Annotated in this window: 21 protein-coding genes and 3 pseudogenes; 16 read left to right on the top strand and 8 right to left on the bottom strand. The window is 34.6% G+C overall.

From position 1 onward, the window contains the following. Window positions 1–45: 45 nt before the first annotated feature. The 11 genes and pseudogenes from cpcA to TERY_RS34215 all read left to right on the top strand — a co-directional run bounded on the left by cpcA (window position 46) and on the right by TERY_RS34215 (window position 8,766). Window positions 46–534 carry a phycocyanin subunit alpha gene (gene cpcA / locus TERY_RS24360; RefSeq protein WP_011614249.1) on the top strand — a complete coding sequence of 163 codons (489 nt, stop codon included), beginning with the start codon at window positions 46–48 and terminating at the stop codon, window positions 532–534. Window positions 535–819: 285 nt separating this feature from the next. Further along, window positions 820–1,689, top strand: a complete 870-nt coding sequence (locus TERY_RS24355) for a HEAT repeat domain-containing protein (RefSeq protein ID WP_011614248.1) — start codon at window positions 820–822, stop codon at window positions 1,687–1,689. 77 nt (window positions 1,690–1,766) lie between these two features. Continuing rightward, on the top strand, window positions 1,767–2,411 hold the full coding sequence (locus TERY_RS24350) for a HEAT repeat domain-containing protein (RefSeq protein WP_011614247.1): 645 nt from the start codon (window positions 1,767–1,769) through the stop codon (window positions 2,409–2,411). Window positions 2,412–2,797: 386 nt separating this feature from the next. Further along, window positions 2,798–3,668 (top strand): annotated as a pseudogene (locus TERY_RS29390) (IS5 family transposase). Window positions 3,669–4,303: 635 nt separating this feature from the next. Next, the gene (locus TERY_RS24340; RefSeq protein WP_011614245.1) at window positions 4,304–4,891 is read left to right on the top strand and encodes a chromophore lyase CpcT/CpeT; all 588 of its coding nucleotides are present in this window, start codon (window positions 4,304–4,306) and stop codon (window positions 4,889–4,891) included. 107 nt (window positions 4,892–4,998) lie between these two features. Further along, window positions 4,999–5,229, top strand: a complete 231-nt coding sequence (locus tag TERY_RS38020; RefSeq protein WP_011614244.1) for a cytochrome P450 — start codon at window positions 4,999–5,001, stop codon at window positions 5,227–5,229. 15 nt (window positions 5,230–5,244) lie between these two features. Next, the gene (locus tag TERY_RS24335; RefSeq protein WP_370497349.1) at window positions 5,245–6,324 is read left to right on the top strand and encodes a cytochrome P450; all 1,080 of its coding nucleotides are present in this window, start codon (window positions 5,245–5,247) and stop codon (window positions 6,322–6,324) included. A gap of 1,275 nt (window positions 6,325–7,599) precedes the next feature. Further along, window positions 7,600–7,827 carry a transposase gene (locus tag TERY_RS24325; protein ID WP_011610279.1) on the top strand — a complete coding sequence of 76 codons (228 nt, stop codon included), beginning with the start codon at window positions 7,600–7,602 and terminating at the stop codon, window positions 7,825–7,827. 71 nt (window positions 7,828–7,898) lie between these two features. Next, window positions 7,899–8,300, top strand: coding sequence for an IS5/IS1182 family transposase (locus TERY_RS24320; protein ID WP_370497347.1), 402 nt, complete (start codon window positions 7,899–7,901; stop codon window positions 8,298–8,300). Continuing rightward, window positions 8,281–8,442, top strand: a pseudogene (locus tag TERY_RS38015) (IS5/IS1182 family transposase); the annotation flags it as partial. The gene TERY_RS24320 and the pseudogene TERY_RS38015, both read left to right, overlap by 20 nt. Before the next feature lie 126 nt (window positions 8,443–8,568). Continuing rightward, a complete protein-coding gene (locus TERY_RS34215) occupies window positions 8,569–8,766 on the top strand; it encodes a hypothetical protein (protein WP_155994622.1) in 198 nt (65 codons plus the stop codon). 176 nt (window positions 8,767–8,942) lie between these two features. Here TERY_RS34215 and TERY_RS34210 read toward each other — a convergent pair whose 3' ends face one another. Then, entirely contained in the window at window positions 8,943–9,110 is a 168-nt protein-coding gene (locus TERY_RS34210) for a hypothetical protein (protein WP_155994621.1), read from the bottom strand. A 959-nt stretch (window positions 9,111–10,069) separates the two neighbouring features. Between TERY_RS34210 and TERY_RS24315 the strand changes: the two genes are divergently transcribed. Further along, window positions 10,070–10,708, top strand: coding sequence for a redoxin domain-containing protein (locus tag TERY_RS24315; RefSeq protein ID WP_011614242.1), 639 nt, complete (start codon window positions 10,070–10,072; stop codon window positions 10,706–10,708). A 973-nt stretch (window positions 10,709–11,681) separates the two neighbouring features. Here the strand turns inward: TERY_RS24315 and TERY_RS24310 are convergent. The 3 genes and pseudogenes from TERY_RS24310 to TERY_RS38005 all read right to left on the bottom strand — a co-directional run. Then, complete coding sequence (locus tag TERY_RS24310; RefSeq protein WP_011614241.1) at window positions 11,682–12,548, bottom strand: tetratricopeptide repeat protein; 867 nt, start codon at window positions 12,546–12,548, stop codon at window positions 11,682–11,684. A gap of 1,346 nt (window positions 12,549–13,894) precedes the next feature. After that, complete coding sequence (locus tag TERY_RS38010) at window positions 13,895–14,089, bottom strand: hypothetical protein (protein WP_370497395.1); 195 nt, start codon at window positions 14,087–14,089, stop codon at window positions 13,895–13,897. Window positions 14,090–14,102: 13 nt separating this feature from the next. Further along, window positions 14,103–14,147 (bottom strand): annotated as a pseudogene (locus TERY_RS38005) (hypothetical protein); the annotation flags it as partial. Window positions 14,148–15,580: 1,433 nt separating this feature from the next. On the opposite strand from TERY_RS38005, the gene mazG reads away from it, so the two are divergent. Continuing rightward, window positions 15,581–16,393 carry a nucleoside triphosphate pyrophosphohydrolase gene (gene mazG / locus TERY_RS24300; RefSeq protein WP_011614240.1) on the top strand — a complete coding sequence of 271 codons (813 nt, stop codon included), beginning with the start codon at window positions 15,581–15,583 and terminating at the stop codon, window positions 16,391–16,393. A gap of 276 nt (window positions 16,394–16,669) precedes the next feature. On the opposite strand, the gene TERY_RS24295 is transcribed toward mazG, so the two are convergent. Continuing rightward, window positions 16,670–17,503 carry a serine aminopeptidase domain-containing protein gene (locus TERY_RS24295; RefSeq protein WP_011614239.1) on the bottom strand — a complete coding sequence of 278 codons (834 nt, stop codon included), beginning with the start codon at window positions 17,501–17,503 and terminating at the stop codon, window positions 16,670–16,672. Between the two features lie 114 nt (window positions 17,504–17,617). Here TERY_RS24295 and gcvH point away from each other — a divergent pair, with 114 nt between their 5' ends. The 3 genes from gcvH (at window position 17,618) to TERY_RS38000 (ending at window position 22,898) form a co-directional block, all read left to right on the top strand. Beyond that, entirely contained in the window at window positions 17,618–18,013 is a 396-nt protein-coding gene (gene gcvH, locus TERY_RS24290; RefSeq protein ID WP_011614238.1) for a glycine cleavage system protein GcvH, read from the top strand. A 595-nt stretch (window positions 18,014–18,608) separates the two neighbouring features. Further along, entirely contained in the window at window positions 18,609–21,533 is a 2,925-nt protein-coding gene (gene gcvP, locus TERY_RS24285) for an aminomethyl-transferring glycine dehydrogenase (protein ID WP_011614237.1), read from the top strand. A gap of 1,230 nt (window positions 21,534–22,763) precedes the next feature. After that, window positions 22,764–22,898: a hypothetical protein gene (locus TERY_RS38000; protein WP_370496278.1), complete on the top strand. Its 135-nt coding sequence runs from the start codon at window positions 22,764–22,766 to the stop codon at window positions 22,896–22,898. Between the two features lie 276 nt (window positions 22,899–23,174). Here the strand turns inward: TERY_RS38000 and TERY_RS37995 are convergent, their stop codons facing one another. The 3 genes from TERY_RS37995 to TERY_RS24270 all read right to left on the bottom strand — a co-directional run bounded on the left by TERY_RS37995 (window position 23,175) and on the right by TERY_RS24270 (window position 24,678). Then, window positions 23,175–23,456 (bottom strand): hypothetical protein, encoded by a 282-nt coding sequence (locus tag TERY_RS37995; protein ID WP_370497345.1) that lies wholly within the window; start codon window positions 23,454–23,456, stop codon window positions 23,175–23,177. 286 nt (window positions 23,457–23,742) lie between these two features. Further along, window positions 23,743–23,838 (bottom strand): transposase, encoded by a 96-nt coding sequence (locus tag TERY_RS37990; protein WP_370496276.1) that lies wholly within the window; start codon window positions 23,836–23,838, stop codon window positions 23,743–23,745. 252 nt (window positions 23,839–24,090) lie between these two features. Next, a complete protein-coding gene (locus tag TERY_RS24270) occupies window positions 24,091–24,678 on the bottom strand; it encodes a glutamine amidotransferase-related protein (protein WP_011614235.1) in 588 nt (195 codons plus the stop codon). Window positions 24,679–25,023: the final 345 nt, after the last annotated feature.

Below are 25,023 nucleotides of genomic sequence, written 5' to 3'. Positions count from 1 at the left end.
ACCAAATATAACTGTAATCAGAATAATAACTTAAATACCTTAAAAATGAAAACTCCTCTAACTGAAGCAGTAAGTGCTGCTGATTCTCAAGGTCGCTTTCTAACTAACGTAGAACTCAGTGCTGCCTTAGGTCGTTTTGGTCGTGCTCAGGCTTGCTTAGAAGCTGCTAAAACTCTGAGTGAGAAGTCTCAAGCCTTGATTGATGGAGCTGCTACAGCAGTATACAATAAGTTCCCCTATACTACTACTATGCAAGGACCAAACTATGCTTCTACTGAAATAGGAAAGCAGAAGTGTTCCCGCGATATTGGCTACTATCTGCGGATGGTAACATATTGTCTGATTGCTGGTGGTACAGGTCCTATGGATGAGATACTCATTGCAGGAATAAGTGAAATCAATAGCACTTTTGAGTTGTCTCCTAGCTGGTACATTGAAGCTCTTAAGTATATTAAGGCTAATCACGGTATTACTGGTCAAGGTGCAACTGAAGCCAATAATTACATTGATTATGCGATTAACGCTCTAAGCTAGTAGTTAAAATGTTAACTAAGTGGTGAATGTAAAATTAATCTTTACTAACTTAACTACCCTAAGCTAATTTTAATATTAAACGTAGCCGGGACAGTTATATAGGTGCTGCTCTGTAGTTAGTATCTGTTAATCTGTCCGGGCGTCGTTATTGGAGTGATGATTAGCTCCGACGGAAGCATCCAGCTTAAGAATACTGAAGTTCATTTTTTGATTCCAACTCTTAGGAAAGGCAATTGACCTGATTTTTTGGTTTTTATTTAAGAAAAAGACTTTATAAATATAGGAATGGAGCAGCAATATTTGGAATTACCATCATCAGAAGTATTAGAGAATAAAGAGTCTCTAAGTGTGCAAGAAGCGATCGCTAATCTACAACATGAAGAATTAGGTAAACGATATTATGCTGCCTGGTGGTTAGGTAGGTTTAGAGTTAATACTCCCGATGCTATTGAAGGTTTGGTTGCTGCATTGAAAGATGAGTCTGACCGTACAGAAAACGGTGGATATCCCCTAAGACGGAATGCTGCTCGCGCTCTGGGTAAGTTAAAAGATAAAAAAGCTGTACCTGTTTTGATAGAGTGTTTGCAATGTTCTGACTATTATGTACGAGAAGCAGCAACAGAAGCATTAGAAATGTTAGGAGACCCTAGTTGTATTTCAGCGTTAATCAAACTTTTAGACGGAGGTGTTGAAGCTGCAGTTTTATTTCCTGGTAAACCTCATTTGATTCAACCCTACGAAAATATTATCGAAGCTTTAGGAACACTACAGGCTGAAGAAGCAATTTTTCTAATTAAGCCTTTTATAGAACATCCTTCAGAAAAAGTACAATATGCTGCTGCTAGGTCTTTGTATCAACTTACAGGAGAGGTAGTATATGGAGAATATTTGACTCAAGCATTAGAGGGTGATAACTTACATTTACGACGCTCCGCACTATTAGATTTAGCAGCTATTGGTTATTTACCGGCAGCTAAGGCAATATCAGAAACTTTAGCCGAAAATAGTATGAAATTAATTGCTCTGAAAGGACTTTTAGAGCATCACCTTACAATAAATTCAAAAGTTAAAACTCAAGAGTCAAAGGTAGGATCTCAACTATTATTATCGGATGAGGCTATTGAGGTAATGACTCTAATGGACTCGCTTCTATAAAACCTTCATTGATACCTCTTATACTGAAAAGTGACTACAAAAATTTTTTTTTAGAAGCAATTTAAGTCTAAGTAATAATGAATAATCAACTTTCAATAATAGATAATCAATTAATCAGAGCAGTTGAAGAAGCAGACTCTTCTCAAACTTTAATAGATGCGGTTAAAGATTTAGCAGAAGCTCATATCAAAGAAGCTATCCCAATATTAATTAAGGTATTGGGTTATAATAACCCTGGTGCAGCAGTTGCAGCAGTTGATGGATTAGTTGAAATAGGGGAACCTGCAGTACTCAAACTTCTAGAAACACTTGATGGTTATAACTATGGTGCTAGAGCTTGGGCAATAAGAGCATTAGCGGGTATTGGTGACCCTCGTGGGTTGGAAATATTGTTGGATAGTGCAGCAAATGATTTTTCTTTTAGTGTACGAAGGGCTGCAGCTAGAGGTTTAGGTTTTATTCATTGGGAAAAATTATCAGAAACAGAAATAAATCAAGCTCAACAGCGTGTTTTTCAAATCCTGTTGCAAGTATCTCAAGATCCAGAATGGGTAGTGCGTTATGCTGCTGTTGTAGGTTTGCAAGGTTTAGCAAAAGTGGTTAAAGTTAGTGGTCAAAGCTGGTTTAAAGATATTTTAACTGGTATTCATAAAATTGGTGATACAGATACAACTTTAGCAGTTAGAGCTAGGGCGCAAATTGCTATTGAAAATTTGTGTTGAAAAAATAGAGAGAAGATATTAGAGAAAGATTCTATAAATATTGAAAATGGTTAGATTTTGTTGATTTCCAGAATGATTTTTTTTTGATTTATTTGAGAGAATGAATTTAAGCATGACTCGTTTTTACGGAATAGAGAAAATAGATATATAAATATCTTGTCTCTTGGAGTACCAACTATGAAAAAATTTTAAGGAATTGACGAGGCTTTGTTGCACATAAAGATGATTAGATGGTAAAAATTAAGAAGTGAAGATGGTACAAAAAACTATAGTCAGTACATAAGAGCAAGAGTAAATCTAAGTCCAAGTTCAAGTCTAAGTCCAAGTCCTTATATCGGCTCAAAAAGTGGTCGGAGTATGATGCTTCCTTACAACAGGGAGGAAGTATCACTTTTTGACTGACTCCGGAAGTGGTTCAGGAGTGGCTTAATTAGACAAAAAATGGAGGTGGGGGACTATCTAATAGGTACAGTGACACAGCTATTAAATTTATGGTAACTATATAATTCATGTTTGGTCTGGCCGGACGCCAAAGCGAAGGTTTCGTGGAATCTATACTTAAATTTATGGACTTATATCTGCCAGTATCAGACCATAGTACTGTATCTCGTCGATTACAAAAACTGAATATCCAAATGCCAGTTATACCAACATGCTGAGGCAATTGAGATGGAAGTAGACTCTGCAAGAGTGAAAGTTTACGGGGGGATGAATGGAAAACAATAGTTCATGGTATCAGTAAACGGCGTACATGGCGTAAATTACATCTAGGAGTCAATGAGGCCACGGGGTAAATTATCAGTGGGGTAGTTACTACTAATGATGTCAGTGTCTCTCTTGTATTTTCTGAGCTGTTAGACGGAGTAGATGGAATTGTAGCCCAAATGTCAGGAGACGGAGCCTATAAAAAATATAAGTGTTATGAAAAAGCTAGGTAACGAGGAGTAAAGGCAACAACTCCACTAAGAAAAAATGCGCTAATAGGTCAACTAGGCAACTTTAAATGCCCACCTTATCCCAGAGATAAAAACCGTAGAAGAATCAGAAAAGTAGGACCTCAAAAATGGAAGGGTGAAAGTGACTACCATCGACGCTCCTCCAATAGTTACCACTATGTTTAGACTTAAGGTAATAAATGGATGCAAGTTGCGACGACGAAAATTTGATAACCAGGCAGTGGAGTTGTTCATACAATGTGCCATGCTTAAGGGTATGATTCAAATAAGTAAACCCCAGAGCTACAAAGTTGAAATCTAGTTTACTTCACTTAGGGGAGTTGTCGGCGATCGCTACTTTCATGCAACAAAGCCAATTAACGACTATAATAATTTGAGCGTTTTATATTAATTTTTTTTTACTTGACTTATCAGTAATGTTAATAACTTCTTTTATTTCTTTTGGGTGCTTATGGGGATCTTATAATATTTAAATCAATAGAGCCTCATAACTCTAGTTTAATAGTTGCAAGTGCTACAACCTTGTGGCTACTTGTTTTTATAGTGATTTTAGACAATATATTTTTTTTTTAAAAAAAAGCACAAAGTCTCTCTAAAAAGGGTAAACTTTAAACCCAATTTTTCGGTAAAGAAAGTTTCTCTTCCTTTTTTATGTTGCACAGCAAAACGCTTTCAAAGTTTGGCTCTAATTGTTTCTATCAAGTTAATGAGATATCATTACAGATGAAATTATAGACTTGTACAAGTTCTCTTGCTAAATATTACCAAATAAATAGCCTATCCTTGGATGTACTACTAGCTATCATTGTTCTAGAAGGGATGAAAAAGAAAATTCCCCATTTCCAGTTTCCTTGTAGTTAGAGGTACTGTTTGATTAGGACACGAAAAAAAAACTAGTACTTCCTGGGAGAGGCTAACTGATAACTGATAACTGAAATGACCCATTCAACAGATATTACTACCTTAGCTCGTTGGTTTGCTGCTGACTTCAGTAACCAACAACAGGCCTTTGATAATCCACCTCTCTTTGCCCACATTCGCGTATGTATGCGTCCACTTCCATATCAACTACTTAATGGACTTAGCCTATATCTAGAACAAGCTTATGACATTACTCTAAATCAACCCTACCGAGTTAGAGTTCTTAAATTAGTCCCTTCGGAAAACCATATAGAGATTGAAAACTACATTATTGATCAAGAAGCAGAATTTTATGGAGCTTCCCGTGACCCTCAACGTCTGAAAAACCTCAAAACTGAATATATTAAAAAACTTCCTGGTTGCACCTTTATTACTAAATGGACGGGTAAGAGTTTTAAAGGTGAGGTCGAACCAGGAAAAGGTTGTACTGTAGTTCGTGAGGGGAAAAGTACTTATCTAAAAAGTTATTTTGAGATAAATGAACATAAATTTATTAGCCATGACACAGGATATGACCCGGAAACTGATCAACAAGTCTGGGGAGCGATCGCTGGACCCTTTGAGTTTGTTCGTTGGGCTAGCTTTGCTGATGAAGTGATTTGACAACTGCTATTTGGATAACTGCTTTATTTGAACAAGTAGAATATGTAAAACATTATTATATAAGGTTTTGATCTTATTTTTAACCTATTATTTCCTAAAATACTACTATGACTAACACAAATACTAAATTCCCTTTACCACCAGGAAGTTTTGGTTTGCCTCTTGTAGGTGAAACTCTTAGTTTTTTAAGAGATAACAACTTTGCTGAAAAACGAGAAAAAAAGTATGGAAAAATCTACAAAAGTCATATTTTTGGCAACCCCACAATATTTTTAGCTGGAGCAGAACCCAATAAATTTTTGTTTTCCAATGAAAATAAGTACTTTTTGGCCAAGTAGCCATAAAGTACTAGGATTTTATTAGACCCTGATTCTCTATCTGTCCAACAAGGTAGTGTCCACCAACAAAGGCGTAGACTATTAGCACAAGCTTTTCAACCAAGAGCTTTGGCTAATTATGCTCCTGCAATAGAAACTATGACTGCTAACTATCTGGAAAAGTGGGTAGAGATGGGTACGTTAACCTGGTATCCTGAGATTCGTAACTATACTTTTGATATTGCTAGTCTTTTGTTTATGGGTAGTGATGAAAGTTCCCAAACAAAATTAGTTAGTTTATTTGAGGAGTGGGTAAAAGGTTTATTTTCTATTCCCCTATCGTTGCCTTGGACAAGGTTTGGAAAATCACTCCGTTGTCGGCAAAAGTTGCTCCAACATATTGAAGAGATTATTCTGCAACGACAGCAACAGCAAAATTTGGGTGAGGATGCCTTGGGAATACTTTTACAAGCGCAGGATAAAGAGGTTAATGGTTTATCTTTGGATGAGTTGAAAGACCAAATATTGTTGTTATTGTTTGCTGGTCACGAGACCTTAACTTCGGCGATCGCTTCCTTCTGTCTATTAACCAGTCAACACCTAGATGTACTCACTCGCCTTCGTCAAGAGCAAAAGCAGTTTTCTGCTATAGAGCCACTAACTCTAGAAAATCTCAAACGGATGACTTATCTAGATATGGTTTTGAAGGAAGTCTTGAGATTAATTCCACCTGTGGGGGGTGGTTTCCGACAAGTAACTCAAGACTGTGAATTCTGTGGGTATTCAATTCCTAAAGGTTGGTTAGTTCAGTATCAAATTGCTAAAACTCATCAAGATGAAACTCTCTACCCAGACGATAAAAATTTTGATCCTGAACGTTTTGCACCAGAAAATGCTGTAGATAAACAAAAAGTATTTGGTTATGTTCCCTTTGGTGGTGGGATGCGAGAATGTTTGGGTAAAGAGTTTGCTCGCTTAGAGATGAAAATTTTTGCAGTTATGTTGTTGCGTGGTTATGAATGGGAACTTTTGCCAGAGCAAGACTTAAGTGTAGTGGCAGCACCTACACCTTATCCCCGTGATGGTTTAAAAGTTAAATTTAGGAAGGTTGAATAAGAGTTGAGTATGTAAACTGAACTGGTAGTATTAATATTGCCTAGGTTTTAGTAATTTGAGGTTGACTGGACTAACAACTTGCAAAATCTAAGCATAGCAAGGAATTTGGTTTTTTAATATTTACTTGATAAATCAGCTCTAATATCATGCCCGGATAATTAGTGATAAAAAGCATATGGTTTGTAGTAGGGCAAGAGTCTTATCTGCACAACTATACTTAACCCACAAGTCTTGAAATCTTTATATAGGTTAGCTGATGTATTCCTAAAGTCTAGTATATTTTTAGCGATCGCATAGTGGATATTTATCCTCACCCCCAGTTTGACTATCTTGGTTCCCCACAGAGAAATAAGTGGCTTACTTAAAAAGTAGAAGTTTAGGAGGAAGTACAACCTATGTAATTCTTGCTCCATAAACATTATCCTAGTTTAGGGTAAAGCAATTAATCTGCATTTAGGGTTCTTGCCCTACTAAGAACTTTAATTTAAACTATTCAACCGGACATGATATCAGATATAGATCGTATCATTATTAATTATTAGAGTTAGTTACATACTTCCAGACTAACCTAATGCTAAAGTTTAGGCTTCTCCCTTAAGAGTCTCGCAACTTCTCGGACTCTACAAGCTTTAAGAACTCAATGCCGTAGCGCCCTGTTTTTTATAAGGCGCTACTATCCTAATTATGAATTCAGATAAAGAATTAGTAAAAGAAGTAGTTTTGCGATAATAGTTTTTTTGCTTAATTAGGTGAGGGAACTATAAAGACCTAAAATTATGATTCATGATCAAAAGAGGCAAAAGCTGAAGTTACTCGAAAAAAGTTAAGTGCAAGGAAAAAAAGATGCAAAAGATCCTGAAAGTAGTGGGAACGACATTATCAGTTCTCTTGATAGCATTTTTTGTTAATATATCTGATGTGTATGCAAATGAGAAGCAGGTCCCGGTAGCTGAATTCTTAGTAATTGAATTACTCTGTCATGTGTATCTAAAAAACGGAAAGCTATTTCGAATAACCAATATATACTCATCATGGTTCAATTTGTATGTTGATTACTCGAACCCATCTCAGCTAGTGGCGGTCGACGTGGAATACTAGTCCCTGGCAATTAGAGCTTTATCGTGGAGAACGCAATAAAAACTATTTCCTGAATTTCTTGGATTTTCTGCATATATAGAAAGTAATATGATCGAAATGTCTACCTAATATTTTATCCCCAGCTAGTTCTTATAGAAGCCATTTGGGATCTTTCTGAAAGACTATAATGGATAGAAAATGCCATATTCTAGTAGCTTGACAGATGAGGAGTGGGTTATAATTGAACCCCTGTTACCCAAAAAGAAAAGAACTAAACCCCCCAAATGGACTAAAAGAGAAATATTGGATGGTGTTCTCTACCAACTTAAGAATGGTTGTAACTGGTGTGATTTACCCAAGGATTTACCTCCTTATTCGACGGTATTTTGGCACTACAAACAATGGCGTATTGGAAGGGGTAATTGAGAAGATTAGAGATGTTTTACATGGACAACTGCGTCAAAAGGTAAAAAAAAAAGCGCTCCGGGACAACTTTAATCATCATTGACTCACAAGCAGTCAAAAATACTTGTAATGCAAGTACAGAGTCGAAAGGATTTTGCTTTTACAAGAGTACTAATGGAATCAAGCGGCATCTAGCAGTAGATAGCCTCGGTTTTCCTTTTTTTACTCATTGTACTAAAGCATCAGTCTCTGATGATGTGGGATTAATTGAAATGTTGTCTGACAATATTAATTACTTCAAATCTAAACCTGTCAATATTCCTAAAATCACTATTCTTCAGACATACGGATATCACCCGGAAAAATTAACGATTGAGTTGAAAAAAATTTATCCAGCGATTATGACCAAGATTCGGTTTAAGCTCTCACCTAAGCCCTCGAAAGCCCTCGAAGAAGAAGCAGGGACAAAGGGGTTTTGTACCCGTCAAAGCTAGATGGGTCATTGAAAGAACTAATTCTTGGATGGAAAGATGTAAGAGTTTAGTCAAAAACTTTGAAAGAACTCTTGAGAATGCCACCACCAAGATTAATCTTTGTTTTGTTAGACTTATGCTTAAGAGATTGGCGATCGCCTGAACGGCAAAAAAAGATCCCAAATAGGTTCTATAGAACTTAGGCTTTACTTTTAGGTTATAGCCAGCAAAGACGATCACTTTTATAAGCGATCGCTTGTGCCATTGATACTTATCTTCTGCAACTTGCTTGATAAAAAAAAGCTTGCAAGCTCTGGGACAAAACTATTCGCAGCCGATAGCTGTTAAAAAGAGCGATCGCTCTTCTAACATCTCCAGAAGGAAAAAAGCGATCGCCCCTCAAAAGCAGTTTGTATCCAACCCAGCGACTAGACTAAGAGAGAAGCACAACCCCCAAAGCTTCCAACAACTGCAGGTGAACAGCTAGGGCTACCTCGGCAATATTGAGAAAATTCTCTAGCCATTCGCTCAAAACATCGATCGCCTCGTCGCGAGTTAATGTGGCCTGTTACGCCTCATACCAATTCTTTATGAAGCTGCGCCTAATATAAGTTAATAATATATAATAAAAAAAATCATAGAGGAATCACTAATACCAATTCTCTATGAAGAAGTTACCCTTAATATTGCTTCTATTAGATAATCCCATTTAGTCAAAGATGCCAACGTTAACTCGTCAGTTTTAAGGTTAATCTCCGAAACTTTTTGCTGTAGTTGTTGAATATTTTGGCAATTAACCCAAATTGTAACTCCTGCTTTTATTGTTACCAAAAACCCTCAATTGGCTTAAGTTCAGGACTATTAGGAGGTTAAAATATTGGTTAGATGAATTCCTTGAAATCTAAGTTTTTATGAAAACTCCCATTCTCAAGCTGAAGAAAATTGATAATGTCATTAAATTCCTTAGATAATTGGTTAATAAATCTCTGAAAACAAAGTTATTACCAAAGATGTTGGGAAATATACTGTGGATACTTGAATATTTTCTATAGGATTTAATAGAACTCTGTTATCCTCAATTAAAATTTTTAGTTTAAGCAATCAATTTATCAAAGAAAAATGGCAAGATGGATGATTAGTATATAAAGCCATGATGGTCACCCAATTTTCTAGTTTTTTTGCTTTATAAGTCAAATATAAATATAGGTGATCAGTCAATTATTTTTATGATTTAATGTCAAGTTAATTACATTCTTTCTTCTATCCAAATAATGCATAAAAAGTCATATAAATATTTAGATGTGGGGACTGATTATCATCAAAAAATATAAGTTACTCCAGCTCAAATTTTGTGGGGTAATAATTGTAGTATTTGGTATAAAGTTAAAACAGGCAAAATTGTTAATAATTGAGATTTTTTGAGTGTGCGTTATTGGCTCACCACTTTTTACATTAATCTCAAAGACTTTAATTTTTCTTGACTCATTATTAGTAGGTCAGGATGTACCCAAAGGCTATAATATAAATATCCAAATAAATTATCAAAAATATACTATCCTCTGTCATTACTCTGATATTCCCCAGCCCTAATTATTTCCGTCCTAATAATTCTCAAGTCCCTGGGATATACATATCAAAATATTTTCCTTAGTTTAGATAAGAGCATCCCTGAGATTGCCAATTACAATTTTAATCTTAATTTTTAAGAATATCTAAAGTTAAAAGCTTAAATCCTTAAAAAATGAAACTATATAGAATTGCTAATTCTAAACAAGATAGGACATTCGGCTATGACTTTAAGACTAGGTGACAAAGTACCTGACTTTACTCAAGATTCCTCCGAAGGACAAATTAGCTTTTACGACTGGGCAGGCGATAGTTGGGTAGTGCTTTTTTCTCACCCTGCTGACTTTACTCCAGTTTGCACAACAGAATTAGGGGCAGTTGCCAGACTAAAACCAGAATTTGACAAGCGTGGAGTCAAAGTCATTGCCCTAAGTGTAGATGACGCAGAATCTCATAAAGGCTGGGTTGGAGACATCAATGAAACTCAAAAAACAACTGTTAATTACCCTATTTTAGCAGATGTAGATAAAAAGGTTTCTGACCTATACGATATGATTCATCCGAACTCTTTAAATAACCTAACAATTCGTAGTGTTTTTATTATCGACTCTGAAAAGAAACTTCGTCTTACTTTTACTTATCCAGCAAGTACAGGTCGTAACTTTAATGAAATTCTCAGGGTAATTGACTCTTTACAACTAACGGATAATCATCAAGTTGCTACTCCTGTAGATTGGAAAGATGGAGATGATTGTGTAATTGTTCCTTCTCTAAAAGACCCCGAAGTATTGAAAGAAAAATTCCCCAAGGGCTACACAGAAGTTAAGCCATATTTGCGAATGACTCCTCAACCTAATAAGTAAATCAATAAATAAATAAATACATTGAATTAAGGATTAATAGTTTGACTAAAATTATCAATTCTTAATTTTTTTTAAGAGGAACATAAGCTAGAAAAACTGATGATTTTATAAATGCTTCCATATTTAAAAATTATAGAGGATTTTTTTTTATTCTGTGAAATTCATCAATACTTACATATAGAGACTAACAAATATGAAAGATTATTAATATTATGTTTCCCACTGGTTTAGAAAGAGGAAATAGAAAACTTAATTTATGTCGTCAGTTATGAGTTTAGTCTGAATTTGATGATACAAATTTAACTTTTATTTATAGTACAGAATTAATTATTTCTATAGGAGTAAAGAAATCTCCCGATGCTTTTTGGATGAAATTAGAAAGATATAATAGTTGATCCCAAAAACAAAAATTTGCTCTTATTTGTCCATATTTTGTCGGAGAATAAATATTACCTTCAGATAACTTAAAAACTCTCTGAGTACAAATGACAGAATATATAAAATAACCACGGGTAAAATTGGTGGGTATCAATTCTGCAATGAATAAAAATATTCAGATAAATTAAGCGGTAAAAGGCTCCCATTAATAAGCGCAACCATTTTTGAGAAGTAATGAGATATTTCCTGGTAACCATTGTACTGCTGGTAATTGTAGAAAGAGACTTTAGGTTTTTTTTGACCCCCCATTTTAATGAACAGTGTCTTTCTTGAATTACCCCATAGAATTGAAACTTTGGGGTTAACTATGGGTTTATGTTGGTTGGTGTATACTGTAGGATCAACGTTAACTACGCCAAACTTGCATAAGTACTACTGCTAGACTATTTTAAATTCAACTGTGAGCTTGAAAACATTCTATTCTATTGATTTTGGCTATGGACATAAGTTGCGATCGCTTACTTTACCCCAAACCTAATTTCTAACTCGAAAAGTTAGGGAATTTAAAGCAAGGAGAAACCTAGGGAGACAATGGTCAATCTTCTTCTATTTTAGCTAGGGTTTTTTGAATACGAGGAGTTGCAAGAAATATTTTCGCATCTTCAATTAAGCGTTTACCCCACAACTGTCCCTCAAGATAGTCAATGTCTGCATATCTGCTATCTAATAGCAGGGCTTCTTCTCCCTTTGCCAGACTTTGTTCTTTATCCCCTTGAGCGTAAAGAGCTACTGCTATTGCTAAAAGTGGTTCTGCTGCTTCACTTTCAATAGAAATAGCTTGACGCCATTTTGCTATGGCATCATCTACTTTTCCCATCTCATATTGAACTAAACCAATATTATTAATTGCGGCCATTGCAGGCCATTCTTTTTTTTCTAGGTCATAAGCTTGTTCGTATTGTGTAATTGCTCTTTTAAATTTACCATGCTTATAATAAGCATTACCCAAATTAAATAAAGCTTCAGAGTTCTCTGGTTTAAATTTTAAACCTTTTCTTAATTCTTCGATAGCATTTTTATAATCAGATTTTTCAAAATAAACTCTACCAAGAATAAAGTGAACATCAGGACTTGGGTTTAGTTCTTGAGCTCTTTTCAGAGCATAAATGCTTTCTTCTAACTTTTCAGCCTTAATATAAAGACCACCTAATAGTTCCCAATTTCGTTGATTATTGGGAGCTAATTCAGTAGCAAGTTCAGCTCTAGATAAAGCTAAATCAAACTGTTGAAATCTTGCTAATTGTAAAGCTTCTTCGGCTAATCCTAAACCCGTCTGCTCTAGTTGGGCAGAGTCTAGTTGTAATACATGAGGAACTAATGCCTGCCCCTGAACAGGTTTAAGAGTAGTACCCCACATACCTAGGGTGATTAATAAACAAACTAATAAATTTTGATGTGGCACGGTAACAAAGTATATATGTATTGTTAATTAAGTTCAGTTAAAAGTATCTTTATATAGTATAACATTTAGTTATCAGTTCTAGTGAAAATTCTTGGCAGTAAATAATTTTAATTTAATCAGTGTCCAAACACTTTTTTTTATATGCTATATAGATTATAATCAAATAGTCCAAAAATTTTAGCTGAGGCTTTAAACCCAATTTTTTGGCGATGCCGATTAGTAATTATCTATGCTTATCTAGGAAGAGTATAAAATTTTAGATAGTGCAGCAGAAGACGAATAGAATATTTAAGTATTTCAAAAGACTTAAAGCAGCAAAGGGTTTTGTATGGGATGGCAAGCCCAATAATCTCGGAGTCGAACATTTTTCCCTTCCACCCTGGCCATATAATTTTTAGTGAGTAGGCGATACTCTCAAGCAATAAAACAAGGTTATACAAAATAAACATCACCGACATACTAAAAGCTATGGCAGCAAGTAATTATTATTATTAACCACAAATATTAAATTTTTTTCTGCTGGGCTTGGTGGAGCGACATGAAATGCGGTAGCGTGATGTCAGCAAAGCGCTTATGACCCACAACAAGATTCCTGGCCTCCAATGATTGACTACTGCCCAAATCCCAACCTTGTGTTTCTTGTGGCCTTAAAAAGTTTGTAACTGATCAATTTTAGTGATTTCAGATATCTCTTGTTGTTTGGGGCATCTAGTAGTTTTATACCTACATCTTTAATAGACATCTCCAAAAATTATCAAGCATTTACTCTAACTATTTTTTGGGGAGCGATCGCCAGCTCCACCAGATAGTCATTTTTTACTGGCTTTATAGCATTACAGATAGTTACTATTAGTTATTTACCATTTTTATCTAGTTTTTTATTGCTTTTTCAAGAGCAAAATTTATGATTTATAATAATATTAATCCTCCTCTTCTTAATTTTACTAATCCACATATTTTTAAAATTACTTTTTCATAATTACTCTCTTTCAATCTCAATCTTTATCGTGCTACTATAAATATTTTTATCAGTATTATTATCTATTCTATAAATATTATTATTCTAGTTTTTTTTATTCTCTTTCTTTACTTATTATGATATTTTATAGATTATTTTTTTTATTTAGCATGTTAATATTTTGACCACCTTAATAGCCATTATTCCCTTGAAATATTTGTTCTATATTCAACTTTTTTTTGTTTTTTTCAATAACTTTATATCACTTTCTGCACCTCTTTCTCCTACTATTAAACCTACTATTTTTTCTGCCTTTTCTATGATTACTATTTGATTTTTAAACCTATCAATTTTTGGCTTTTCTGAATAATACTTTTTCTGTTTATCATCATTTTTTTTGCTTTTCCCTATCCTGCCCTGTAGTATCAAATATCAATTCTATTTCTGTCAAAACCTCTTTTATCCATAAATATTCGTTTTCTTGTCCCGAGAATTCCTCTAGTAAACTAGATGGTAATAATTCCCTCAAAATATCTATCCAAAGCCTGAAAAATATTATTTGCTGTTGATGAGCTAACTCCAAATATTGCTCCTAGTCGCTGAAATATTGCTACATGATGCAAATAATATAAGCTCAACATTATCTCTTTTGTCTTGCTTAAAAACTTTTTTCTTCCTCCTCCTGCCTTGATTAAACTTTTTTCTTAGCTGGTTATCGCCTGTCTTTTTTTTTCAACTTTTTGAGGGTTTTCTATTAATTTTATTAGCTGTTCATCTATAATACCAATAATTCTTTTTGTTTATTTTGGATGGTTATAAATATATTCTGATACATTATTCATTTGGAAACAGAGTATATATAATTTGCCACTAAAATTTTACCTTGATTTTTATTTTGGAAAGATCTAATCTATTTGATGATGGTTGTATAATGAACCTCTGTTAATATTTGGATAGCTCGTCAACCCACGCCATTAAGATAAATATGTAGATATAGTTCTTTTATCTGTGGTGAACAGAGTTGACTCTTAGGGTATTCAACAAATTTATGACCACAAATTCAAAATTTAAAACACTGTCGGCCAAGTATACGGCCATTTCTCCTTGTTTAGGTGGAGTTATATTTTGGATATTTCATGTTTTGAATTTTACAACGTTGATCATTACTTTTGCTCAACGCCAATTTTTTGTTAAAACACTTAAATACCATAGCGACAAACCAAAACAGATATATCAAAGCAAATATATCAAAAAAAGTTCCTGGCCTTGTAGTATCAAGAGGCACATCTAATAAATGAATAATTTGCTTTCATCTCTAGGAAGAAATTAAATTATGATTTCTATTTATCCTATTACACCCATAGGATAATTATCAGAAACAAAATCAATAATTATAATAACTAATATTTTTTATTTATTATATTTTTTATATTTTAAGCTAAAGAAAATTAATATTCTTGCATCCTTCTGATTCAGACAGGAAAGGGAATAAAAAGAGGAGCATAATTATTTTAATTCTATCGCATATCTAATATATTAGATAGAATAGTAATATCAATTTTATTAATCAGTAATTATTAATATTTAGCAAAAAATTAGGGGTCAAGCTTCCTCTTTTAAATCTTACAAGGGTAGTTTTTTTATAAAAATGATAGGTAAGAAAAAAGATACAAGGGAGGAAAGTTAAAAACAGAAGCACAAACTTGGAGAATTAAAACTTCACAAAAGGATAAAACGATAGCTATGACAATTTTTATAGACCTCACAGATAGTTTCTAATACTAGAGAAATAATTTTAACAGATAAAGTTGATCCTTTTTATATCTCAGTTTTTGCCTGGCTTGGCACAAACTTGAATATAAAGAAGATTATGAATATTATATTGCATAATTGCTGTTTTATCTTTTGTTACAAAGTCCTCCTTGTTTTCTAATTCTAGCCATAGTAAGAAAGTAAAAAATATATCCTATGAGAGGCTTTAACCCCTATCTTTCCTACTCCCTAAAACTATCAATAATTGTGCTTCATCAAAATAGGGAATTGCTGTAGTAAAAAAAATCATCATTCTAATATTATGAATCATACATTATCTGCATTACAAGAACTAATAGAAATAGTAGCTAAATTACGTTCTCCAGATGGGGGTTGCCCATGGGATTTAGCTCAAACTCCTGAAACCTTAACTCCTTATATTATTGAAGAGGCTTATGAAGTTGTACATGCTATTAAAAGTGGGCAAAAAAAAGCGATAGTTGATGAATTGGGAGATTTATTATTACAGGTATTTTTACAAGCACAAATAGCTAGTGAAGCTAATGATTTTACTTTAGCTGAAGTTGCTGAAAACATTAATCAAAAAATGATTAGAAGACATCCTCATGTATTTGGAGATGTGAAAGTAAATAGCACAGAAGAAGTTAAGCAAAACTGGGAAAAAATTAAGGCTGCAGAAATGCAAGAAACTAATGATTTCCTAAGTAAAAAGTTAAGCAGATATACTCGACAGTTACCTCCACTTTTAGCCGCAATGAAGATTTCTAAAAAAGCGGCTGCTGTTGGTTTGGAGTGGGAAAATATTGATGGAGTTTGGCAGAAGTTTCACGAAGAGTTAGGGGAGTTTGAAGAAGCTTTAAAGTCAGAAGATAAGGAACATCAAGAAGCAGAAATGGGTGATATTTTATTTGTTTTGGTACAGTTGGCACGGTGGTATGATTTAAACCTAGAACAGGCATTACAAGGAACGAATTACCGGTTTTTGAAACGGTTAGCAAAGCTTGAGGCTATCTGTGATCGTCCTATTTCGGAGTATAGTCTGGCGGAGTTTGAACAAATGTGGCAAAAGGCTAAATCACAATTGAAAATGGAAAAGGAAAAGGAAAATATATAGCAAACAAATATTAAACGTAAGGTATACCCAACTTCTAATTAACAAAGTCATAATTCAGATATGGGAGCTGTCGAATTGGATATTTATAGAATTGTTTTTGTTACAGGAATTAGAGTAACTCTCAAAAAATATTTTGCCTTATTGTTTTGATCAAAATATGTGCCATTATACTAATTTTAGTAGAGATATAGCCATGGCACTTTGTGACGGTAGAAGTTTAGTATCCAAACCCTTATAACTAATTATCTGAAGGTAATATTAATAACTAAAACTTAATTAATAATTTTGATTATTATTTTGTACTAACCTAATAAACTCACCCATAACCTTTACATATTTCTGACCTGCTATTTCTAATAAATTAAGATGACCAGCACCATCAACCCATAAAGAAAGCTTGGGTTGATTAGCTATAGCAAAAAGTTGCTGTCCGTGAGAAAAAGGAATTACTTGGTCAGCATTTCCATGCATTACCAACACCGGACAATTAATACTTTTAATCTTGTCAATATTGGGAAATCTGTCAAAGGGATAAATAGGGATACGAGTCACTACCCGAAAGGCGGTTGTAAATGAACTTTCTATTACCAAACCAGCTACAGGTTGACGGGATGCCAAATCTATAGAAGGCCCCCCACCCACTGAACGTCCATAAACAATAATTTTATTGGCAGGTATCCCTAATTTTTTGGTTAAATATTCATAAGCAGCATTAATATCCTGATAAGCTCCATCGACTGAAGGTTTTCCCTGACTTGTACCATAACCCTGATAATCATAAGAAAATATACTAAAGCCAATATCGCGCAAATCTCTTAATCTGGGTAAAATTTCCCCCAAGTCTTCGGCATTGCCATGACTGTAGAGAATTGTATATTCTGCTTTAGGTAATGGTAAATAAATTCCTGTAATTTGGGTTCTATCTCTAGACTGAAGCTTGACAAAATCCTGGTTTTTTTGGTAACTAGATGGGCGAGGTAAAAAAATTAACCGATCTGAGAAAAAGAAAGCCCACAAACCAATCAGGATATAAATAATTAAGATAGATAGAATTAACCTAAGAATGGAGAATTTTCCTATTAGTAGTCTTATAATATCATTCTTGTCCATAAAAATATAGATGTTTACCTTATATTATTCTTTATGGAATAATTTTTAATCCAAGTCCAGTCTTGATCTGACTGGCATAATTCATATTATTGTAGTGAGTAGTGAGGAATATAAATGACACTAGAATTTCCAGATGACCTTAAATATTCTGACTCCCATGAATATGTGAGGATGGATGGGGAAATTGCCACTGTTGGTATTAGTGCCTATGCTATCGACCAGTTGGGGGATATTGTATTTATCGAGCTTCCAGAAGTGGGAGACAGTATAGAAAAAGAAGAACCATTTGGCACTATTGAATCTGTGAAAGCAGTGGAAGATCTTAAAGCTCCTGTCACTGGTACAGTAATAGAGCGTAATGAAGATATATTAGATGAGCATGAGAAATTATCAGAAGACCCATACATAGAAGGTTGGTTATTGAAAGTGCGTGTTAAAGACCCTGATGAATTAAATGGAGATGATATTTACTCTGCTGATGATTATCGTAAACTTGTAGAAGGAGAGTAATTAACAAGAAGACCTATACATATAAGGTTGGTTATTGAAAGTGTGTGTTAAAGACCCTAATGAATTAGATGGAGATGATGTTTTCTCTGCTGACAAGTATCGTGAAATGGTACAAGGAGAAGTTCAGTAAGGTAATTAACAGTATTAAAATAAAATGTAGTGTAGTGCCCGGTCGGGAATTATTAATACCTGGTCGGGTGTAATTTTTTTGGGAGACCATATCAGCTTTTATGCATTTAATATCAAATCCAACCCATGAAAAGCTATTTAGTCCAAATCCTTCCAGCTCTTTTTCTTGATGTCAGAAAGCATAAATGCCTTACCCTTTTAACAAATTTCATAAGTAAACCGGATTTAGCATAAAACACGTAGAATATTGTATGGCCAATTAAGAAAACAATCCTTATTACTTCTAACTTAGAAAATCTGACTTCCTAAAAAACATTTTGAATAGGTCTTAGCTTGCAAGCTTTCTACTCTTTCTCTGATTCTTTATTCTGAGATTCTGAATTTGTTTGCTCCGTATTCCTTGCATTAAGTTATGAATTTTTGTTACAACTTAATGATATATTGATTTTAAGGAATATAAATAAAAATGGTAGCAACATATAAATCTAATATACAGTCAAGTTATCAAATACAACTGGCCAACCAAAACCAAGGTCAGAGGCCAATAGACTTTTCCCAACGACATATTGGTCTTACCTCATCAGAAATCCAACAAATGCTGGAAGTATTAGGTATTTCCTCCCTAGAAGACTTAATTGACAAAACAGTTCCCGAAAAAATTCGATTCCAGAAACCACTCAATTTGCCCAAGTCTCTGAGTGAAAATGCGGCACTTGCTCAAATTAAAGAAATAATCTCTAAAAATCAGATATTTCGTTCCTTTATTGGAATGGGTTATTATGACTGCATTACCCCACCAGTTATCCTTCGCAATATACTAGAAAACCCTGGTTGGTACACAGCTTATACTCCCTATCAAGCAGAAATAGCTCAAGGCCGGATGGAGGCGTTGCTGAATTTTCAAACCATGATTACAGACTTAACAGGTTTAGAAATAGCTAATGCTTCACTACTTGATGAAGCTACAGCAGCAGCGGAAGCGATGAGCATGACTTATGGTTTATGTAAAACTAAAGCCGAAGTTTTCTTTGTTGACTCTGCCTGCCATCCTCAGAATATTGAAGTTGTCAAAACTAGGGCACAACCATTGGGAATAGAAGTAATAGTCGGGGACTTCCGAACCTTCACTTTTGACAAACCAATTTTTGGTGCACTCCTGCAATATCCCGCCACTAATGGAGCAATTTATGACTATCGCGAATTTGTGGAAAAAGTTCACAAGGTAGGAGGTTTAGTAACTGTTGCTGCTGAATTACTAAGTTTAACCTTACTCACACCCCCTGGAGAATTTGGTGCTGATATTGCTGTAGGTAATACTCAACGTTTTGGCGTGTCTCTTGGATACGGAGGCCCCCATGCTGCTTACTTTGCTACTAAAGAAGCTTATAAACGACAAACTCCTGGACGTATTGTTGGGGTTTCTCAAGATGCTAATGGTAACCCAGCCTTACGTTTAGCACTACAAACCAGGGAACAGCATATTCGCCGGGAAAAGGCAACTAGCAATATTTGTACTGCTCAAGTTTTATTGGCAGTAATAGCAGGTATGTACGCAGTCTATCACGGTCCGGGTGGTTTAAAACAAATTGCAGAAAATATCCATAATTTGACTTTTAAGTTGGCAACAGGTTTAAAACAGCTTGGTTATCAAATTGGTGCAGAGTTATTTTTTGATACTATTGAGATCAAATTGGGTGCTGACTCTCCTGTGAAAAGTGCAAAAGAAATTATTGATGCGGCTGAAAATTTAGGTATTAATCTCCGAACTTTTGATGAACAAACGGTTGGTATTTCTCTAGATGAAACTACCACTGAAGTAGATGTACAAAATCTGTGGCAAATTTTTGCTAGTGGAGAAAAGTTCCCAAACATCGAAAATGAAAATATTTCTACCCTTTCTCAAAGTTATTATGCTCGCACTAGCAATTATCTAACTCACCCAGTATTTAAAAGTTATCATTCTGAAACCAATCTTTTGCGTTATATTCATCGTTTGCAGTCTAAAGATTTATCTTTGACAACATCAATGATACCTTTGGGTTCCTGTACAATGAAACTTAATGCTACAGCAGAAATGATACCTGTAACTTGGCCTGAATTTGCCAATATTCACCCTTTTTCTCCCATTTCTCAAACTCAGGGTTATCAAATAATATTTCAGCAATTAGAAGAATGGTTGGCAGAAATCACAGGTTTTGCAGAAATTTCTCTACAACCAAACGCAGGTTCACAAGGAGAATATACGGGTTTATTAGTAATTCGCGAATATCATGCTCACCGTGGGGAAGCACATCGTGATATTTGTTTGATCCCTGAATCTGCCCACGGTACAAACCCTGCTTCTGCAGTAATGAGTGGGTTAAAGGTTGTGGTTGTTAAATGTGATGCCCAAGGCAATATAGATATTGCAGATTTACAGACAAAGGCAGAAAAGCATAAAGATAATTTAGCTGCAATAATGATTACATACCCCTCTACTCACGGTGTCTTTGAGGAAGAAATTCTTGATATTTGTGAAATTATCCATGCTCATGGTGGGCAAGTTTATATGGATGGGGCAAATATGAATGCTCAAGTAGGATTATGTCGTCCCGCGGAAATAGGTGCTGATGTTTGTCATTTGAATTTACATAAAACCTTTTGTATTCCTCATGGTGGCGGAGGTCCAGGAATGGGTCCGATAGGGGTTAAGTCTCACTTGGCACCGTTTTTACCAGGGCATTCTGTTATTAATTTGGGAGGGGAAAATTCTAGTGGAGCTGTATCTGCTGCACCCTGGGGTAGCGCTAGTATTCTGCCTATTTCTTGGATGTATATTGCGATGATGGGGACGGATGGTTTGACTGAAGCAACTAAGATAGCGATTTTGAATGCTAATTATATTGCCCAACGTTTGGGAAGTTATTATTCAGTTTTGTACAAGGGTAAGTATGGGTTTATTGCTCACGAGTGCATTTTGGATTTGCGTCCTTTGAAAAAGTTGGCTGGTATTGAGGTGGAGGATATTGCTAAACGTTTGATGGACTATGGTTTTCATGCGCCGACTGTCTCTTGGCCTGTGGCGGGTACAATTATGGTGGAACCGACAGAGAGTGAGTCTAAGGATGAGTTAGACCGTTTTTGTGACGCGATGATTTCTATTCGTCAGGAAATAGAGGAGATCGAAACTGGTAAGGCAGATAAAAATGATAATTTGTTGAAAAATGCGCCTCATACTGCTGAGAGTTTGATGGTGGATGAGTGGAAGCATGGTTATTCTCGACAACGTGCTGCTTATCCTGCGCCTTGGACGCGAGAGCATAAATTTTGGCCTGCTGTAGGACGGGTTGATAATGCTTTTGGGGATCGCAATTTTGTTTGTTCTTGTTTGCCGATAGAGGCTTACAGTTAATAGTTTTGTAGGACAGGTATATTGCCTGTTTCTCGACAGAAACTGGGTTTATATGTAGACCTGGTTTCTTGTTATAACAAAATTTGTAGAGTCTGTTAAACCGCTAAAAGTGAAAATTGTTAGGGAATTAAGCAATTCAAAACTGTAAATTTTTTTTGATTAAAATTCACTATTTGAGCTAATTATACATACGAGAGAATATCCACTTTTAACATTAGAATATTTACTAGCATTTTTGCTTTTATATTAAATACGTCAATCCTACAGCAAATAATCAGTTTAGCTCTGGCAATTAGTGAATAACCATGGAAAAAAATAGGGATACTTTCTAGAATTAAACTAGGATAATCATTGAAATTTTTATCATGAGTAAAAGAGATATTTTCAGAGATTATCTGAAATAAAAATATTCAAGTTTAAGAGGTAACTCTTACCTCTCTCAAAACAGTAGAAACTATCTACCAACTACGGCAAATTTATCAGTTAGATGCTTCCAGAAAATTTTCTCAAAAAACTGTAATTTTTGTTTAATTAAAATTCACTATTTGAGCTGAAATATTCCAGTAGGCTGCATAAGCAGAGCAAACTCATCTAAAATTTTATTGACAAATCAATATTTTGATTATCTGCTTGCAATACAAGCTTTTCAAGGAATTATAAATATCACATAACTTTAATATTATCGGTTTTTCTGGCTTAATAATTGAAATATATTTTCCTCACTAAATTAATCTCAAAACCTTTCAGAGCAATAGGATAAAAAAAGATACTATTGGTCAATAATTGTTAAAATGAGCTGATTCTGGGTGCGTAAGACGGCTAAAAGTCAGAATGTGAAATCAATTCAGGAGTCTGTCGTAACGCACCGCCCTCTTCCATGATGTTCTACAACTACTAATATTGTTCTTCTTCTCTATGGTATTTGATATTTTCGGCGATCAGAAATTCTACTGGTCATTCGGTGACTATTCGCAGGTTGATGTCAAATATAATTTGATTTTTATTTAGCACCACATTGGCTTTTTTGATTAAAAATTTAGCTGATAAATAATCATCTGATTCTGTTTCTAGTGAAAACTGAGATTTATAGAACCCCTGAGTGTATCTCTGAGCGCATCAATTACCCAAGAGATGGTAATTCGATTTCCGGTGAAGTCTTTGAATCCTCGCGGTTCACGGAAGGTATGTACTTGGTAAAATTCAAAAAACACTTTTGGAAGAATCCATCAGTTGTCTGTACAATTTTCGGACCGGAGTGGGAGACGCTTAACCTCTCTGTGGCTATTGTTGATTTGTCACCGTATTACTGCGTCTACACCACGTCATTACCAAACCATCGTCAAAGTTCTGGCTTCACATTTATAGCTTTTGGTGATATATAATTAAAGGTATTGTGAGATTGAATTGTTATAGAACCCCTGAGTGTATCTCTAAAAAATTAGGCGATATAGCTACCACCACCATCCTCTGCCAACGCTAACCTCTTAAGCATCAGTCGAATAAAACAAAGATTAATCTTAGTAGTAGCATTTTCCAGGGTTCGCATCAATTTTTTTTTACCAAGCTTTTACACCTCTCCATCCAGGAATTGGTTCTTTCAATGACCCACCTGGCTTTGACAGGAACAAATCCCGTTTTTCCTTACTGTTTTTTCTCCACCTTTGATGGTTTTGGTGAAAGTTTCAACCGAATCTTGGTAATAATTCCTGGATAAATTTTCTCTAACTCTTGTGTTATTTTTTCGGGATGGTATCCATTATCAAGTAAAATAGTAACTTTAGGAATTTTAGCAGGTTTTGACTTAAAGTAGTCAATATTCTCTAAAAACATTTCAATTAATCCATCATCATCAGAAACTGATGCTTTTGTGCAATGAGCAAAAAAAGGAACGCCTAGACTATCTACTGCTAAGTGTCTCTTAATTCCATTAGTAGCTTTGTAGAAACAGAATCCCTTGGATTTGACACTAGCATTACAAGTATTTTTACTGCCTGTGAATCAATGATTATTAAAGTTGTCCATTTTGCTTTTTTTTAACTTGTTGACGTACTTGAGAGTGCAATATATCTTTAACTTGCTCAATTACCCCTGAAGTTCGCCACTTTTTATAAAGCCAAAATACTATCGAGCAAGGAGGTAAATCTTTATTATATCAGACCAATTACAACCATTCTTCAGTTGATAGAGTAAACCGTCCAATATTTGTCTTTTACTCCATTTCATGGGACAAGTTTTCTTTTTTTTTTGGCAACAATGGTTCAATCATAACCCATGCTTCATCTGTTAAACTACTTGAATATGGCATTTATCCATCTCTTGGTTAAATCATTGGCGATCGCTACTTAATCATAATTTAGGACCTAAAAGATACACTCAGAAGTTCTATATAGGGTGCCTGCGTAAGTCCTGAAATAAACTCCAGATTACACAATAATTTCTGATTTTTATCAAGATAATTGAGTTGTGCAACCCCCCATCTTAAAGTAAAATATTCTTCAAGGGTTACTCAGAATCCCCATTATAAAAAACAACTTCTTACTTCTAAGTTCTAAATTGATTAAAGCCCTGCCAAAAAATTTCTCAATAACGACTTTCCAGAATTAGTTAAAATACTTTCAGGATGAAATTGTACCCCCTGAATATGAGGATAATTTTTATGTCTAACACCCATAATAGTTCCATCCTCAACCCATCCAGTAATTTCTAAGACTTCAGGGCAACTTTCCCGATCAATAACTAAACTATGATATCTAGTTGCAATTATTGGATTATCTAATCCTTGAAAAATTCCTACTTGATTATGATAAACCTCTGAAGTTTTACCGTGCATTAATTCTGCAGCAGGAGTAATTTTTCCTCCAAATACTTGACCAATACTTTGATGGCCGAGACACACTCCTAATATAGGCAAAGTAGCACCTAATTCTTGAATTAATGCTTGGGAAATTCCCGCATCTTCTGGACGACCAGGACCAGGAGAAATAACAACTCCATCCGGTTTTAACTCCCTAATTTCCGCCACAGAAATTTTATCATTCCGGTAAACTTTAACATGAGCAGCAACAGTTAATTCCTTACCAAACTCACCCAGATATTGTACTAAATTATAGGTAAAACTATCGTAGTTATCTATAACTATAATCAAAGCATTTTACTCCTTCATTTAAAAAATAAGAAACTATTTATTTCCATGACAAACTAAAACTTATTACACTAAATATTCGGCTATTAGCCGTCAGGTATCAGCAAGAATGCTGTGCCATACTTTTAAAAAGTTTAGATAAATATAGACTTAAACGATTTTTGTAATTAGATTTAATCCTGACTTAATTGATAGAGCATTCTTAAGAAATATCATCAAAAGCAGCAACTGTTTCCCTAAAGAAAATAAAAAAAACCAGTTCCGGCCTAAGAGACTAGCTAATAGCTGACAGCTAAATATTGACATTTTATATATATTAAGTATTATTCACTAGCCATAAGAAAGATA

This window comes from Trichodesmium erythraeum IMS101, from assembly GCF_000014265.1.
GTDB classification, from domain to species: Bacteria; Cyanobacteriota; Cyanobacteriia; order Cyanobacteriales; family Microcoleaceae; genus Trichodesmium; species Trichodesmium erythraeum.
This window is presented reverse-complemented; position numbering and strand designations above follow the sequence as displayed.